This window comes from Streptomyces sp. NPDC012508, assembly GCF_042902595.1.
GTDB lineage: Bacteria > Actinomycetota > Actinomycetes > Streptomycetales > Streptomycetaceae > Streptomyces.
The window spans coordinates 404,480-420,435 of the sequence record NZ_JBIBEO010000008.1 but is presented as its reverse complement, the minus strand read 5'-3'; the positions used below and the strand labels follow the sequence as shown (position 1 = coordinate 420,435).

Below are 15,956 nucleotides of genomic sequence, written 5' to 3'. Positions count from 1 at the left end.
GGACCCCGCAGGGTCCCGCCCCTCGGACCGGCCCGCCTAGCGGCCGGCGAACTTCTTGCTGACCTCGTCGTAGATGCCCTTGGCCTCGGCGCCCAGGCGCGGACCGGCCAGCCAGCCCGCCGTCACCGGTCCGATCGAGGTGTTGGACACCAGCGCCGGCTGACCGTCCTTGCCCGCGGCCACCCAGCCACCACCGGACGAACCACCGGTCATGGTGCAGCCGATGCGGTACATCGTCGGCTGATCCGCCTTCACCGAGAGACGGCCCGGCTTGTCCTTGCACTGGTACATCTTCTGGCCGTCGAACGGCGGGCCCGCCGGGTAGCCGGTCGCCTGCATGTTCACGATCTTCGACACCGCGGGAGCGTTGAAGTCGACCGGGAGCGCCGAACCGACCGTCTCCTCCAGCGACTTGCCCGTGCTCCCCTTCTCCGGCGTCACATGGATCACCGCGAAGTCGTACGGCGCCCCCTGGCCGCCGGTCGCCGCGCCCTCGGAGATCCACTGCTCGGAGGTCTGGGCCCAGTCGCCCCACCACACGCCGTACGGCGCGACCTGCTCGCGGGTCGCGTTCTCCAGCTGCGCGGTCGGCAGGGCCTTGTCGTTGTACGACGGCACGAAGGCGATGTTGCGGTACCAGCCGCCCTTCTTGCCGGCGTGCACACAGTGGCCCGCCGTCCAGACCATGTTGGACTTGCCGGGGTTGGCCGGGTCCTTCACGACCGTGGCCGAGCAGACCATCGATCCCTCGGGGCCGTCGAAGAACACCTTGCCCGCCTCGGGGGCGTTGGAGTGGTACGCGGCCGGTACGCCCTTCGCCTTCACCGGCGCGGGCGTCGGGTCGGTCACTCCCTCGTCACCCGAGATGTCCTCCTCCTCGACCGGCTTGTCGGGGCGCTGCGCGTCCCGCATCCGGTCCGGGTCCCAGAGGTCCTCGATGATCGGGTTGACGTAGTCCTTCGCCTCACGCAGCCACTTGTCGCGGTCCCAGTTCTTCCACTCGCCGTTCCTCCACTTGTCCAGATCGATCCCGTGCTCCTTGAGCCGGTCCTTGAGATCGTCCGGAATCGTGATCTTGTCGCCGGTGGACGGGCTCGCGGGCGCGCTGGGCTTGTCGCCCGCGTTCTCCTCGGTCGGGCCGCAGGCCGTCGCCGTCAGCGTCAGCGCCGCGACGGCGGCTGCCGCGGCCAGCAGCGGACGAATCGATCGCATCTCGTGATCCCCCTGGGACTACGTCAACTTGTGCATGAGTGAACTGTGGTGGCGCCGTGAGCGGCGCCGAAGTGCGGCCCCCACTATGCCGGTGCCGGAGGGGACGGTACCGAACAGGTCCACGGTTCCGGTCCGCCTGCGGTCGTTGCCCGGCCGTGATCCCCGCCACGTAAAGGATCTTGGGATTCTCCCGTGATCCTTGGGAGTTCGCGTCGTTGGTACGTACGGGGGACACAGAGGAGGCGTTCAAGGCTGCCCTTCGCAGGGCGGAGCAACGTACCGATGTGCAACGCAACTGTTACAGCGGGAGGACACCGAGCCGTGGCCGTGACCGAACCAGCTCCGGCCGTACTGTCGGCCGCGCAGGCGCACCAGGGCGAACGGAGGACCGGCGAGGCGGGCGCCCTCGAAGGCATCCTGCGCCGCCAGTCGTTGCGCGAATCGGCGGCGCGCACGTACGCGCGCTCGCTGCCGATCGTGCCCGTGCGGGCCAGAGGCCTGACCATCGAGGGCGCCGACGGCCGGCGCTATCTCGACTGCCTCTCCGGCGCGGGGACCCTGGCGCTCGGACACAATCACCCGGTGGTCCTCGAAGCCATCAAGAAGGTGCTCGACTCGGGGGCCCCGCTCCATGTCCTCGACCTCGCCACCCCGGTCAAGGACGCCTTCACCACCGAGCTGTTCGCCACGCTGCCCGCCGGACTCGCCGACAACGCGCGCATCCAGTTCTGCGGACCGGCCGGTACGGACGCGGTCGAAGCCGCGCTCAAACTCGTCCGCACGGCCACCGGCCGCAGCGGGCTGCTCAGCTTCACCGGCGCCTACCACGGCATGACGGCCGGTGCCCTGGACGCGTCGGGAGGAGCGACCGAGGTACGGGTCGCCCGGCTGCCCTATCCGCAGAACTACCGCTGCCCCTTCGGCGTCGGAGGCGACCGCGGAGCCGAGCTGGCGGCGCGCTGGACGGAGAACCTCCTCGACGACCCCAAGAGCGGGGTCATGAACCCCGCCGCGATGATCCTCGAACCGGTGCAGGGGGAGGGCGGTGTCATCCCCGCCCCCGACGACTGGATGCGCCGCATGCGGGAGATCACCGCGGCCCGGTCCATCCCGCTCATCGCGGACGAGGTCCAGACGGGCGTCGGCCGCACCGGCGCCTTCTGGGCCGTCGAGCACAGCGGCATCGTCCCCGACGTGATGGTCCTCTCCAAGGCCATCGGCGGCTCCCTCCCGCTCGCGGTCATCGTCTACCGGGCGGAGCTCGACGCCTGGGAGCCCGGCGCCCACGCGGGCACCTTCCGAGGCAACCAGCTCGCCATGGCCGCCGGCGCCGCCACCCTGGCGTACGTACGGGAGAACCGGCTCGCCGACCGCGCCGCCACCCTGGGCGCGCGGATGCTGGGCCGCCTCCAGGGCCTGGCCGCCGCCCACCGCTGCATCGGCGACGTCCGCGGCCGGGGGCTCATGATCGGCGTCGAGCTCGTGGACCCGGACACCCCCGGCGACGGCGCGGGCGCACCACCGGTCGACCAGGCCCTCGCCGTGGCCGTCCAGCAGGAGTGCCTGCACCGAGGTCTCATCGTCGAACTCGGCGGTCGTCATTCGGGTGTCGTGCGTCTTCTGCCGCCGCTCACCCTGACCGACGAGCAGGCCGAGGCCGTCCTCGACCGCTTCGCCGACGCCCTGGCCGCCGCCGAACGTGGCCACCGCCCGCGCCCCCACGCGCACGCCGCCCACCTCCGGAACGCCACAGGAACCACAGGAACCACAGGAACCACTGGAAACCCCGGAACCACTGGAACCACCGGACCGGCCGGGCCGACCGGGCCGTCCCACTGACCCCGGACCGATCCCGGACACCCTCACAAGGAAGCCCCCGTGAACGCCAGCCCCTCCGAAGCGTCCGACACCGGCAGCGCCGCACGCGGCCCGCTCACCGTCGAGCAGGCCATCGTCCCGCGCCAGCACTCCGGCCCGTACGACACTCAGCCCTCGACCGCGCGCACGGCCGCGGGTGGCGCGGGCATCCGCCAGGACCCGCTCGACGACCCGGATCCGCGGCGCGCCGCCGATGCGGCGACGATCGAGAACCTGCTGCGCTGCTGGGTACGGGAGAAGAACCTGCCCGCCCCGGGCTCCACCACCCTCCGCATCCCGCTCGAAGCCAGCGGCACCGCCCTCCTCGTTCCCGTCCTCTACTGGTCGCCCACGGGATGGCACCGCTTCGGCCCGCCCGCTCTGGAGGGGCTGCACCCCACCGCCCCCCGCGCCGACGCCGTCACCGTCGCCGCCCTGATCAGCCGCGAGACCGGCCGCCCCGAAGGCACCGAACTCGTCGGCCGCGTCGCCGACTCGGCCCGCCGCACCGCCGACTTCATCACCGACCGGCGCCGCCGCCCGACCCCCGGCCCCGAAGCCGACCTCTTCCTCACCGCCGAGCAGTCCCTGCTGCTCGGCCACCCGCTCCACCCCACCTCCAAGAGCCGCGAAGGACTCTCCGACGCCGAGGCCCGGCTCTACTCACCCGAGCTGTACGGCTCCTTCCCGCTGCACTGGATGGCCGTCGACCCCAAGGTCCTCGCCTCCGACTCCGCCTGGACCGAACAGGGCCGCGCCGTCACCGCAGCCCAGCTCGCCACCGGCCTCGCCGACGGACTCGACGTGCCCCCCGGCACCGTCCCGTTGCCCCTGCACCCTTGGCAGGCGCGCGAACTGTCGCACCGACCCGCCGTCGCCTCCCTCCTCGCATCCGGCCTCCTCCACGACCTCGGCCCCGCCGGAGCCGACTGGCACCCCACTTCCTCCGTCCGTACCGTGCACCGGCCCGGCGCCCGGACGATGCTCAAGCTGTCCCTCGGCGTCCGCATCACCAACTCCCGCCGAGAGAACCTCCGTAAGGAACTCCACCGCGGCGTCGAGGTCCACCGGCTCCTGCGCACCGGCCTCGTCGACCAGTGGCAGGCCGCCCACCCCGGCTTCGACATCGTCCGCGACCCCGCCTGGCTCGCGGTCGACACCCTGGACGGCGAACCCGTCCCCGGCCTCGACGTGATGATCCGGCACAATCCCTTCACCGCCGGGGACGACGCCGTCTGCATCGCCGCCCTCACCGCTCCGCGCCCCTGGCCCGGCACCACACGGATGCGCTCCCGCCTCGCCGACATCGTCACCCGCCTGGCCGCCCGCACCGGCCGCCCCATGACGGCCGTCGCGGCCGAGTGGTTCCTGCGCTATCTCGACCAGGTCGTCCGCCCCGTCCTCTGGCTCGACGGCGTGGCCGGCGTCGCCCTGGAGGCTCACCAGCAGAACACCCTGGTGCTCCTCGACCCCGACGGCTGGCCCATCGGCGGCCGCTACCGCGACAATCAGGGCTACTACTTCCGCGAGTCACGCCGTGACGAGCTGGAGAGCCGCCTCCCAGGGATCGGGGCGGCCAGCGACACCTTCGTCTCCGACCAGGTCACCGACGAACGCTTCGCCTACTACCTCGGCATCAACAACGTCCTCGGACTCATCGGGGCCTTCGGCGCCCAGCACCTCGCCGACGAACGCGTCCTGCTCGCCGGGTTCCGCCAGTTCCTCACCTCCGCCATCAGCCTCGGCTCCCCGCTGCCGCACCGGCTTCTGGAGGCCGCGACCCTGCGCTGTAAGGCCAACCTCCTCACCCGTCTGCACGGCCTCGACGAACTCGTCGGCCCTGTCGACACCCAATCCGTCTACGTCGCCATCACCAACCCCCTCCGTTCCTGAAGTCCACGCCCCGATCGCACGGCTGAGGACCACCGGCCGTAGATCGCCATCCGAACGAACCCGCCGAGAGGAGACCACCACCGTGCCTCCCGCCGATGCGCGTCCCGGCACCGACACGAACCCCGATGCCGGCGCCGGCACCACTTGCCCGGATGCCGACACGGGCCCCGTGCCCCGTACCGGCGCCCTGCCCGCCTCCGGAACGGGCAGCGAGGACACTCTGGACCTGCATCTCTCGGACGAACTCGTCGCCCTCATCGCGGCCGCCGAGGGCACGGCGACCACCGACGGCGACCTCCTCGACGAGGTCGCCACTTGGGGCCCCGCCGCCACCCCCGTCGGCACGTTCCGCCTCGTACCCGTCAGGCTCGAGCGCGACCTGACCCTCATCACACGGTGGATGAACGACCCGGCCGTCGCCGCTTTCTGGGAGCTCTCCGGCCCCGAGACCGTCACGGCCACCCACATCCGCGCCCAACTCGACGGCGACGGCCGCAGCGTGCCCTGCCTCGGAGTCCTCGACTCCACCCCGATGAGCTACTTCGAGATCTACCGCGCCGACCTCGACCCGCTGGCCCGGCACTACCCCGCCCGTCCGCACGACACCGGCATCCACCTCCTCCTCGGCAGCGTCGGCGACCGAGGCCGGGGTGTCGGCACCGTGCTCCTCCGTACCGTCGCCGATCTCGCGCTCGATCACCGTCCGCACAGCACACGTGTCATCGCCGAACCCGACCTGCGCAACACCCCCTCCGTCTCAGCCTTCCTGAGCGCCGGCTACCGCTTCTCCGCGGAAGTCGACCTCCCCGACAAGCGAGCCGCCCTCATGGTCCGCGACCGGGCCCTTCGTCACGTCCTGTGAACGCCTCCCTGCCTTACATACACCGCTCGACCCACAGCGGTTCCCACCCCGAGGAGTCCCCGTGCCGACGTCCCCTGCCACCCATGACTCCACACTGCTCTCGCCCGCCGAGCTGACCCCCGAGGCCTGGACCCGCGCCGCCTCGCGCCTGCTCGCCAAGACCATCGCCGAGTTCGCGTACGAGGAGATCGTCGAGCCCGTCCCGGCGCCAGGCACGCAGCCCGACTCCCAAAAGGGCAACGGCACTCCAGGTGCCCCGGACGGTCTCCGGCCCTACCTCCTCCGCCTCGACGACGGCTCCGCGCTGACCTTCACGGCCCGCCGCGGCGCCTACGGAAGCTGGCGTCTCGACCCCGACTCCCTGACGCGCGACGGACAGCCGCTCACCGACCCCCTCGACTTCCTCGTCCGGGCCCGTCGCCTGCTGGACCTCGACGGAGCCACCCTCGGCCATCTGATCCGCGAGCTCACCACCACCCTCGCCGCCGACGCACGCCTCGACCGGACGGCCCTCGCCGCCGACCGGCTCGCCGACCTCGGGTACGCCGAACTCGAAGGCCACCAGACGGGCCACCCCTGGCTCGTCCTCAACAAAGGCAGGATCGGCTTCTCCGCCACCGATGCCGCGCGCTGGGCCCCCGAGGCCCGCCGCCCTGCCCGGCTCCCCTGGATCGCCGTCAGCACCGACCTCGCCGCCTACCGCGGAGTCGCCGGCCTCGACACCCCCGACCAGCTCTACGCCCGTGAACTGGACGCCGAGGTACGTGAGACCTTCCGAGCGACGCTCCGGGACCGCAGGCTCGACCCCGACAGGTACCTCCTCCTGCCGGTTCACCCCTGGCAGTGGGACGAGGTCATCCTGCCCCTCTATGCCCCCGCGGTCGCCGCAGGGGCGATCGTGCCGCTTCCCGCCGACGGCGACCTGCGCCTGCCGCAGCAGTCCATCCGTACCTTCCTCAACACGAGCAGGCCCGACCGGCACACCGTGAAGCTGCCGCTCTCCGTGCTCAACACCCTCGTCTGGCGCGGCCTGCCCACGGAGCGGACCCTCGCCGCACCCGCCGTCACCTCCTGGGTCCACGGCCTCCGCGACGCCGACCCGTTCCTGCGCGACGAGTGCGGCGTGGTCCTCCTCGGCGAGATCGCCTCGGTCACCGTCGAGCACCCTCTCTACGACCGGCTGCCCGAGGTCCCGTACCAGTACAAGGAACTCCTCGGCGCGATCTGGCGTGAACCGCTCAAGCTCCCGCCCGGCGAACGCGCCCGGACCCTGGCCGCCCTGCTGCACACCGACCCGCACGGCCGCGCCTTCGTCGCCGAGCTCGTCGAGCGATCCGGACTCGCACCCACCGTCTGGCTCCAACGGCTCTTCGCCGCCCTGCTGCCCCCGCTGCTGCACTTCCTCTACCAGTACGGCACGGTCTTCTCGCCGCACGGCGAGAACGCCATCGTCGTCTACGACGACCACGACGTCCCCGTACGCCTGGCGATCAAGGACTTCGTCGACGACGTCAACATCAGCGACCACCCGCTGCCCGAGCACGAGACGATGCCGGACGACGTCCGCGCCGTCCTGCTCACCGAGGAGCCCGGGTTCCTCACCCAGTTCATCCATTCAGGGCTGTTTGTCGGCGTCTTCCGCTATCTGGCTCCGCTCTGCGAGGAGCAACTCGCCGTGCCGGAAGATGAGTTCTGGTCCCTCGTTCGGGCCGAGATCCTGCGCCATCAGGCGCGGTTCCCCGAGCTGAAGGAACGGTTCGAGCTGTTCGATCTCCTCACCCCGCGAATCGAGCGGCTCTGTCTCAACCGCAACCGTCTGCACCTGGACGGCTACCGCGACCGCCCCGAGCGGCCGCACGCCGCCGTCCACGGAACGGTCCCGAATCCGCTCGCGTGATCCGACTGTCAGTGCCGCGCCGTAGGGTGGACGCGCTATGACGAAGCCATCCCTCCCCGACCTCCTGCACGCCGCCGTGACCGCCGTCGGCGGTATGGAGCGGCCCGGCCAGGTCACCATGGCCGAGGCTGTTGCCGAGGCCATCGACGACAGCTCCCACCTGCTGGTCCAGGCCGGCACCGGCACCGGAAAGTCCCTCGGCTATCTGGTGCCGGCCCTGGCGCACGGTGAGCGCGTGGTGGTCGCCACGGCCACTCTGGCGCTCCAGCGCCAGCTGGTCGAGCGCGATCTTCCCCGCACGGTCGACGCCCTGCACCCGCAGCTGCGACGGCGCCCGGAGTTCGCGATGCTCAAGGGGCGGTCGAACTACCTCTGCCTCCACCGCCTCCACGAGGGGGTGCCGCAGGACGAGGAGGAGGGCCTCTTCGACCCCTTCGAGGCCGCCGCCCCCACCAGCAAGCTGGGGCAGGACCTGCTGCGGCTCCGCGACTGGTCGGACGAGACGGAGACGGGCGACCGGGACGATCTGACGCCCGGTGTCTCGGACCGCGCCTGGGCCCAGGTGTCGGTCTCCTCGCGGGAGTGCCTCGGCGCCAGCAAGTGCGCGTACGGGGCGGAGTGCTTCGCCGAGGCGGCCCGTGAGAGGGCCAAGCTCGCCGAGGTCGTCGTCACCAATCACGCGCTGCTGGCCATCGACGCGATCGAAGGCGCCCCCGTGCTGCCGCAGCACGAAGTGCTGATCGTCGACGAGGCCCATGAGCTGGTCTCCCGGGTCACGGGCGTCGCCACGGGCGAGCTCACCCCCGGTCAGGTGAACCGCGCGGTCCGCCGTGCCGCGAAGCTGGTCGACGAGAAGGTCGCCGACCAGCTGCAGACCGCAGCGGAGGGCTTCGAGCGGCTCATGGAGCTGGCGCTGCCGGGCCGCCTGGAGGAGATCCCGGAGGACCTGGGCTACGCCCTGATGGCGCTGCGCGACGCCTCGCGCGCGGTGATCTCGGCGCTCGGCTCCACCCGGGACAAGTCCGTCCAGGACGAGGATGCCGTCCGCAAGCAGGCCCTGGCCTCCGTGGAGACCGTGCACGGCGTCGCCGAGCGCATCACACAGGGCTCCGAGTGGGACGTCGTCTGGTACGAACGCCACGACCGATTCGGTGCCTCGCTGAGGGTCGCCCCGCTCTCCGTGTCCGGGCTGCTCCGCGAGAAGCTCTTCGCGGACCGGTCCGTCGTCCTCACCTCGGCCACCTTGAAGCTGGGCGGCGACTTCAACGGCGTCGGGGCCTCGCTGGGCCTGGCTCCCGAAGGCACCCAGGGCGACGACATGCCGGTCTGGAAGGGCATCGACGTCGGATCGCCGTTCGACTACCCCAAGCAGGGGATTCTCTACGTCGCCAAGCACTTGTCCCGCCCCGCCCGGGACGGCGACCGTACGGACATGCTCGACGAGCTCACGGAGCTCATGCAGGCCGCGGGCGGCAGGACGCTCGGTCTGTTCTCGTCGATGCGCGCAGCCCAGCTCGCTGCTGAGGAGCTGCGCTCGCGGATCCCCGAGTTCCCGATCCTGCTCCAAGGCGAGGACACGCTCGGTGAGCTGATCAAGAACTTCTCCGCGGATCCGCAGACGTGCCTCTTCGGGACGCTCTCCCTCTGGCAGGGGGTGGATGTACCGGGCGCCAGCTGCCAGCTGGTCGTGATGGACAAGATCCCGTTCCCGCGCCCCGACGACCCGTTGATGAGCGCCCGCCAGAAGGCGGTCGAGGACGCGGGCGGCAATGGCTTCATGGCCGTCGCCGCCACCCACGCGGCCCTGCTGATGGCCCAGGGCGCGGGACGTCTCGTACGGGCCACCTGTGACCGTGGCGTCGTCGCCGTACTCGATCCGCGGCTGGCCACGGCGCGGTACGGCAGCTATCTGAAGGCCTCGCTGCCCGACTTCTGGTACACGACGGACCGTAACCAGGTGCGGAAGTCCCTGGCGGCGATCGATGCCGCCTCGAAGGCGGCAGGGGTCTGACGAGTCCGGCCCGAGCGGAGACCGGACCGGGGGTCCTGCGGCTGACAGCAGGCCGCCGGAGGACGACGCAAGAACGCACCAGGCCGGCGCAGGCCCTCGGCCGGGCGTAGACCCCCGCGGCATAGGCCCGATGAACAGAGCAGGGCCCCGGAACCGGCGCAGTGGGTTCCGGGGCCCGGTCAGAGCCGGCGGGTGGTGTCACACCCGCCGCAGCACCGCCACGACCTTGCCGAGGATGGTGGCCTCGTCACCAGGGATCGGCTGGTACGCCGCGTTGTGCGGCAGCAGCCAGACATGGCCGTCCTCGCGCTTGAAGCGCTTGACCGTCGCCTCGCCGTCGAGCATGGCGGCGACGATGTCGCCGTTCTCCGCGACCGGCTGCCGACGGACGGTGACCCAGTCCCCGTCACAGATCGCCGCCTCGATCATCGAGTCACCGACGACCTTCAGGACGAAGAGCTCGCCGTCGCCGACGAGCTGCCGGGGGAGCGGGAAGACGTCCTCGACGGACTCCTCGGCGAGGATCGGACCACCGGCGGCGATCCGGCCGACGAGGGGAACGTACGACGCGGCGGGCTTCCCCGTCGTGTCCGTCGGCTGGGTGCTCGGCTGGTCGGAACCGCGCACCTCGTACGCCCGGGGGCGGTGCGGGTCACGGCGCAGGAAGCCCTTGCGCTCCAGCGCCATCAGCTGGTGCGCCACGGAGGACGTGCTGGAGAGGCCCACCGCCTGACCGATCTCCCGCATCGACGGCGGGTAGCCGCGCCGCTGGACGGAGTCCCGGATGACCTCGATCACCCGGCGCTGCCGGTCGGTGAGGCCGGAGCTGTCGGCCCTGATTCCTGGAGGTCGGCCGGGCAACGAGCGCGTAGGTCGCCCAGGCTCCCCGTCTCCGGTCATGGCTGCGTCATTCATGGCATGCACCGCCTCGAGTCGGCCCTGGGAGCGGTCCTGGGCAGTGATGGTGGCACTGTCTGCGGTGGTGGTCACGTCGGCGGCCCCTCTCGAATGGTCTCCCTGGCTGGCACAACGGTAGTGGCTTTCGAAAGGTTGCGCCAAACACACGTTCGAGTGAAAAAACGCAGATTGCCTTACGTGTATGCGCGGGTGGGTGTATACGCAGGCCCGGGCGCCAGTGGCAATTCGGTCATTAAAGTACCGTTCGGCGCCTTCCCCTATGCGGGCGGGGGGTGCCCTCCCAGTCTCGCACTCGCGGGGCCCGAATCGGCGGAACCGCGCGCTTCCCGTACCCTCGTGGCCGGCCCTCCGCGCACGGGTCGCGCGACACGCGCGAAGTGACGGAAATCGGACCCAACCCCAGATCTAGTGGTTGGATTGCATCAGCCACCTACAAGTTGTGGTCCCCCGTCGGCCGGGGGTGCCCGCATCGCCTATGCTGGTGGTCGCTTCGAGGGGCCTTGACGGGCTCGGCGAGGCTATTCAGTCGTGCCGTGAGGGAGGGTCGGAACCATGCATTGCCCCTTCTGCAGGCACCCCGACAGCCGTGTCGTCGACAGTCGCACCACCGACGACGGGACGTCGATCCGACGCCGCCGCCAGTGCCCCGACTGCTCCCGTCGTTTCACGACGGTCGAGACGTGCTCGCTCATGGTGATCAAGCGCTCGGGCGTCACCGAACCCTTCAGCCGCACCAAGGTCATCTCCGGTGTGCGCAAGGCGTGCCAGGGGCGCCCCGTGACCGAAGACGCCCTCGCCAAGCTCGGCCAGCGGGTCGAGGAGGCGGTGCGCGCCACCGGAAGTGCCGAGCTGACCACCCACGACGTGGGGCTGGCCATCCTCGGTCCGTTGCAGGAGCTCGACCTCGTCGCGTACCTGCGCTTCGCATCCGTTTACAAGGCTTTCGACAGCCTCGACGACTTCGAGGCCGCCGTCGCGGAGCTCCGCGAGCGACGGCCCTCCGGGGAGAACGGCGGGATCGGAGCGACCCCCGAGGTCCCCGTTCCCGCCACCGCCGCCGACTGACCGGCGGACCGGACCGAGGGTCCGGTCGTGGCCGGTCGCGTCGCGGCCGAAAAGACGTGTCACGAGCATCCCGCGTGGGGCTCGCGACAGCAGACAAAGAAGACAGTGCCCTGGGATTATCTGGGCATTTAAGTGTGTTTTGCCCGTATATGGGAGGCGGCATGACAGAGACGGCGAGCGGTCCGGCACGAGGTTCCCGCGCCAAGGGAGCCAAGGCGAGCAAGGGCCTGCGTATCGAGCGCATCCACACCACCCCTGGCGTGCACCCGTACGACGAGGTGGTCTGGGAGCGTCGTGACGTCGTCATGACCAACTGGCGCGACGGCTCGGTCAACTTCGAGCAGCGTGGCGTCGAGTTCCCCGACTTCTGGTCGGTGAACGCGGTCAACATCGTCACCAGCAAGTACTTCCGCGGGGCCGTCGGCACCCCGCAGCGCGAGACCGGTCTGAAGCAGCTCATCGACCGGATCGTGAAGACGTACACGAAGGCCGGTGAGGAGTACGGCTACTTCGCCTCGCCCGCCGACGCCGAGATCTTCGAGCACGAGCTGGCGTACGCCCTCCTGCACCAGATCTTCAGCTTCAACTCGCCGGTCTGGTTCAACGTCGGCACGCCGCAGCCGCAGCAGGTCTCCGCCTGCTTCATCCTGTCCGTCGACGACTCCATGGAGTCGATCCTCGACTGGTACAAGGAAGAGGGCATGATCTTCAAGGGCGGCTCCGGCGCCGGCCTGAACCTCTCCCGCATCCGCTCCTCCAAGGAGCTCCTCTCCTCCGGCGGCAACGCCTCCGGCCCGGTCTCCTTCATGCGCGGCGCCGACGCCTCCGCAGGAACGATCAAGTCGGGCGGCGCCACCCGCCGCGCGGCGAAGATGGTCATCCTCGACGTCGACCACCCCGACATCGAGGACTTCATCCAGACCAAGGTCAAGGAGGAGGAGAAGATCCGCGCGCTGCGTGACGCGGGCTTCGACATGGACCTGGGCGGCGACGACATCACGTCCGTCCAGTACCAGAACGCCAACAACTCGGTCCGCGTGAACGACACGTTCATGAAGGCGGTCGAGGAGGGCGGCAAGTTCGGCCTGACGTCCCGTATGACCGGCGAGGTCATCGAAGAGGTCGACGCCAAGGCGCTGTTCCGCAAGATGGCCGAGGCCGCGTGGGCCTGCGCCGACCCGGGCATCCAGTACGACGACACGATCAACCACTGGCACACCTGCCCCGAGTCCGGCCGCATCAACGGCTCGAACCCGTGCAGCGAGTACATGCACCTGGACAACACGTCCTGCAACCTCGCGTCGCTGAACCTGATGAAGTTCCTGAAGGACGACGGCAAGGGCAACCAGTCGTTCGACTCCGAGCGCTTCGCCAAGGTCGTCGAGCTGGTCATCACGGCGATGGACATCTCCATCTGCTTCGCCGACTTCCCCACCCAGAAGATCGGCGAGAACACCCGCGCCTTCCGTCAGCTGGGCATCGGTTACGCCAACCTCGGCGCCCTGCTCATGGCCACCGGCCACGCGTACGACTCCGACGGCGGCCGCGCCCTGGCCGGTGCCATCACCTCGCTGATGACCGGCACCTCGTACAAGCGCTCCGCCGAGCTCGCCGCGGTCGTCGGTCCGTACGACGGCTACGCCCGCAACGCCGAGCCGCACCAGCGCGTCATGAAGCAGCACGCCGACGCGAACACCGTGGCCGTCCGCATGGACGACCTCGACTCGCCGATCTGGGCCGCGGCCACGGAGGCCTGGCAGGACGTGATCCGCCTAGGCGCCAAGAACGGCTTCCGCAACGCGCAGGCCTCGGTCATCGCCCCGACCGGCACCATCGGTCTCGCGATGTCCTGCGACACCACCGGCCTCGAGCCCGACCTCGCCCTGGTCAAGTTCAAGAAGCTCGTCGGCGGCGGCTCGATGCAGATCGTCAACGGCACCGTCCCGCAGGCCCTGCGTCGCCTGGGCTACCAGGAGGAGCAGATCGAGGCGATCGTCGCCCACATCGCCGAGCACGGCAATGTGATCGACGCCCCCGGTCTGAAGACCGAGCACTACGAGGTCTTCGACTGCGCCATGGGCGAGCGTTCCATCTCCGCGATGGGCCACGTCCGCATGATGGCCGCCATCCAGCCGTGGATCTCCGGCGCCCTCTCCAAGACCGTGAACCTGCCGGAGACGGCCACGGTCGAGGACGTCGAGGAGGTCTACTTCGAGGCCTGGAAGATGGGCGTCAAGGCGCTCGCCATCTACCGCGACAACTGCAAGGTCGGTCAGCCCCTCTCCGCGAAGAAGAAGGAAGAGGAGAAGACCGAGGTCACCGCGAAGTCCGAGGCGACGATCCGCGAGGCCGTCGAGAAGGTCGTCGAGTACCGCCCGGTCCGCAAGCGTCTGCCCAAGGGCCGCCCGGGGATCACCACCTCCTTCACGGTCGGTGGCGCCGAGGGGTACATGACCGCCAACTCCTACCCGGACGACGGTCTCGGCGAGGTCTTCCTGAAGATGTCCAAGCAGGGTTCGACGCTCGCCGGCATGATGGACGCCTTCTCCATCGCCGTCTCCGTCGGTCTGCAGTACGGCGTCCCGCTGGAGACGTACGTCTCGAAGTTCACCAACATGCGCTTCGAGCCGGCCGGTATGACGGACGACCCCGACGTGCGGATGGCGCAGTCGATCGTCGACTACATCTTCCGCCGTCTCGCGCTGGACTTCCTGCCCTTCGAGACCCGCTCCGCGCTCGGCATCCACTCGGCCGAGGAGCGTCAGCGTCACCTGGAGACGGGCTCCTACGAGGCCGCCGACGACGAGATGGACGTCGAGGGCCTTGCCCAGTCCGCCCCGCGTCAGACGGAGACCCTGAAGGCCGTCTCGACCCCGGTGAAGGCGGAGGCCCCGGCCCCGAAGCAGGCGCACACCTCGGCGGAGCTCGTCGAGATGCAGCTGGGCATCAGCGCGGACGCCCCGCTGTGCTTCTCCTGCGGTACGAAGATGCAGCGGGCCGGCTCCTGCTACATCTGCGAGGGCTGCGGCTCGACCAGCGGCTGCAGCTGACCCCTGCAGCTGACCTGAGCTCAGCTCGCGGGTGATGCTCGCGCGTGAGGGCGGTGGTGCCGATTCGTCGGCGCCGCCGCCCTCGGCGTTTGTGTGGCCTCGCTGCCGCCCTCCGCGCACGACCAGAAACCACCGGCGCGGGGCGGCCCCGGCCCGGAGCACGGAAAAAACCACCGCTCGGCTACGCCCGGGACGGCGTCGACGCCGCGCGGGTCCTCGACGCGTACTTCGACGACACAGGTGCCCCGCCGCGCGAGTTGGCCAGGAGGCTCCGTGGTCTTCCGGTGAAGTTCCTGCCTGGTCGGACGACGCCGGCCTCAAGGCGCGTTGGGGCGGGGCCAGGAGGGCGTATCTCGACCTGCTCGGTCGTGAGGAGTGGCGTGACACGGCGCGGCAGGGTCTGGCGGCCGGCCATGAACGGCTGACGTGGCTCGTCGACTCCGTCGCGCCGGAACTCGATCTACGGGCCTCCCTCGCCGACACTCCGCTGTCCCCCCGCAGCGGTCGCGGGCCGAACGGTGAATGAGAGGGGGACCGGCCTCGGGCCGGCCCCCTCCTGCGTCATGACGCGCCTGCGCCGGGCAGGGTCAGGCGGTCCTGGCGCCCATCTGCGCCGCGAAGGTCTGCGGGTCCGCGTCGAAGCCGCGACGGATCGACCGGTAGGACCAGCCGTCCGGCCCGTCGCGCGTGAACTCCACGACCGTCGCCGCCGTGGACGCGGCGACATCGTCGAAGCCATGAACGGCCAGTTCGGTGTACCCCTCACGCACCCGTACGCCGGTGTTGGCGATGGCGCCGAACGTCAGCTTGCCGGCGCCCTGTTGGATGGCGACTCCCACCACCACGCGCGCGTAGAGCGGCGCGAGACGGTCGAGTTCGAGGATCATCGCCTCGTCGTAGCCGAAGCCCTGGCCCGTACGGCTGTCCCGGCTGAGCGTGATCGTGCCGTCGGGGGAGCGGCTGTCGAAGTGCACCAGATAGGCGGGCGGGCCGTATGGATCGTCCGCCGTGTAGACCCCGGCGATGATGTCGAGATCGTGCGCCGCGGCGCCGATCGGACTGGGGTCCCACTTGAGCGTCACCTCGACCTTGCCGACCCCCTTGTTGAGTCCGCTCACCGTGAATCCCCTCTCTGTGTACGACTGGCAACCCTGGGCCCGGTCAACTACCCATGGTCCCGGACCGGTTGTT

10 protein-coding genes are annotated in these 15,956 nt (G+C 70.3%); 7 read left to right on the top strand and 3 right to left on the bottom strand.

Annotated features, from left to right (window positions below):
• Window positions 1-36: 36 nt before the first annotated feature.
• The gene (locus ACFY8U_RS27680; protein WP_389574896.1) at window positions 37-1,212 is read right to left on the bottom strand and encodes a trypsin-like serine peptidase; all 1,176 of its coding nucleotides are present in this window, start codon (window positions 1,210-1,212) and stop codon (window positions 37-39) included.
• A 321-nt stretch (window positions 1,213-1,533) separates the two neighbouring features.
• Between ACFY8U_RS27680 and ACFY8U_RS27675 the strand changes: the two genes are divergently transcribed.
• The 5 genes from ACFY8U_RS27675 (at window position 1,534) to ACFY8U_RS27655 (ending at window position 9,732) form a co-directional block, all read left to right on the top strand.
• The gene (locus tag ACFY8U_RS27675) at window positions 1,534-3,051 is read left to right on the top strand and encodes a diaminobutyrate--2-oxoglutarate transaminase family protein (protein WP_389574894.1); all 1,518 of its coding nucleotides are present in this window, start codon (window positions 1,534-1,536) and stop codon (window positions 3,049-3,051) included.
• A gap of 39 nt (window positions 3,052-3,090) precedes the next feature.
• Window positions 3,091-4,962 (top strand): IucA/IucC family protein, encoded by a 1,872-nt coding sequence (locus ACFY8U_RS27670; protein WP_389574892.1) that lies wholly within the window; start codon window positions 3,091-3,093, stop codon window positions 4,960-4,962.
• A gap of 82 nt (window positions 4,963-5,044) precedes the next feature.
• Window positions 5,045-5,824: a GNAT family N-acetyltransferase gene (locus ACFY8U_RS27665; protein ID WP_389574889.1), complete on the top strand. Its 780-nt coding sequence runs from the start codon at window positions 5,045-5,047 to the stop codon at window positions 5,822-5,824.
• 61 nt (window positions 5,825-5,885) lie between these two features.
• Window positions 5,886-7,721 carry an IucA/IucC family protein gene (locus tag ACFY8U_RS27660; protein WP_389574886.1) on the top strand — a complete coding sequence of 612 codons (1,836 nt, stop codon included), beginning with the start codon at window positions 5,886-5,888 and terminating at the stop codon, window positions 7,719-7,721.
• Between the two features lie 37 nt (window positions 7,722-7,758).
• A complete protein-coding gene (locus ACFY8U_RS27655; RefSeq protein ID WP_389574884.1) occupies window positions 7,759-9,732 on the top strand; it encodes an ATP-dependent DNA helicase in 1,974 nt (657 codons plus the stop codon).
• Window positions 9,733-9,930: 198 nt separating this feature from the next.
• Here the strand turns inward: ACFY8U_RS27655 and lexA are convergent, their stop codons facing one another.
• Window positions 9,931-10,722, bottom strand: a complete 792-nt coding sequence (lexA, locus tag ACFY8U_RS27650; protein WP_361441655.1) for a transcriptional repressor LexA — start codon at window positions 10,720-10,722, stop codon at window positions 9,931-9,933.
• 480 nt (window positions 10,723-11,202) lie between these two features.
• Between lexA and nrdR the strand changes: the two genes are divergently transcribed.
• Both nrdR and ACFY8U_RS27640 read left to right on the top strand, forming a co-directional pair.
• On the top strand, window positions 11,203-11,715 hold the full coding sequence (gene nrdR, locus ACFY8U_RS27645) for a transcriptional regulator NrdR (protein WP_389574882.1): 513 nt from the start codon (window positions 11,203-11,205) through the stop codon (window positions 11,713-11,715).
• Window positions 11,716-11,876: 161 nt separating this feature from the next.
• The gene (locus tag ACFY8U_RS27640) at window positions 11,877-14,765 is read left to right on the top strand and encodes a vitamin B12-dependent ribonucleotide reductase (RefSeq protein WP_389574879.1); all 2,889 of its coding nucleotides are present in this window, start codon (window positions 11,877-11,879) and stop codon (window positions 14,763-14,765) included.
• A gap of 587 nt (window positions 14,766-15,352) precedes the next feature.
• Here the strand turns inward: ACFY8U_RS27640 and ACFY8U_RS27635 are convergent.
• Window positions 15,353-15,883, bottom strand: coding sequence for a TerD family protein (locus ACFY8U_RS27635; RefSeq protein WP_389574876.1), 531 nt, complete (start codon window positions 15,881-15,883; stop codon window positions 15,353-15,355).
• Between the last annotated feature and the right edge of the window lie 73 nt (window positions 15,884-15,956).

Excerpts from the sequence above, each read along its gene's own strand:
- ACFY8U_RS27680 (WP_389574896.1), bottom strand. The coding sequence starts at position 1,212 with ATGCGATCGATTCGTCCGCTGCTGGCCGCGGCAGCCGCCGTCGCGGCG.
- ACFY8U_RS27655 (WP_389574884.1), top strand. The coding sequence starts at position 7,759 with ATGACGAAGCCATCCCTCCCCGACCTCCTGCACGCCGCCGTGACCGCC.
- nrdR (WP_389574882.1), top strand. The coding sequence starts at position 11,203 with ATGCATTGCCCCTTCTGCAGGCACCCCGACAGCCGTGTCGTCGACAGT.
- ACFY8U_RS27640 (WP_389574879.1), top strand. The coding sequence starts at position 11,877 with ATGACAGAGACGGCGAGCGGTCCGGCACGAGGTTCCCGCGCCAAGGGA.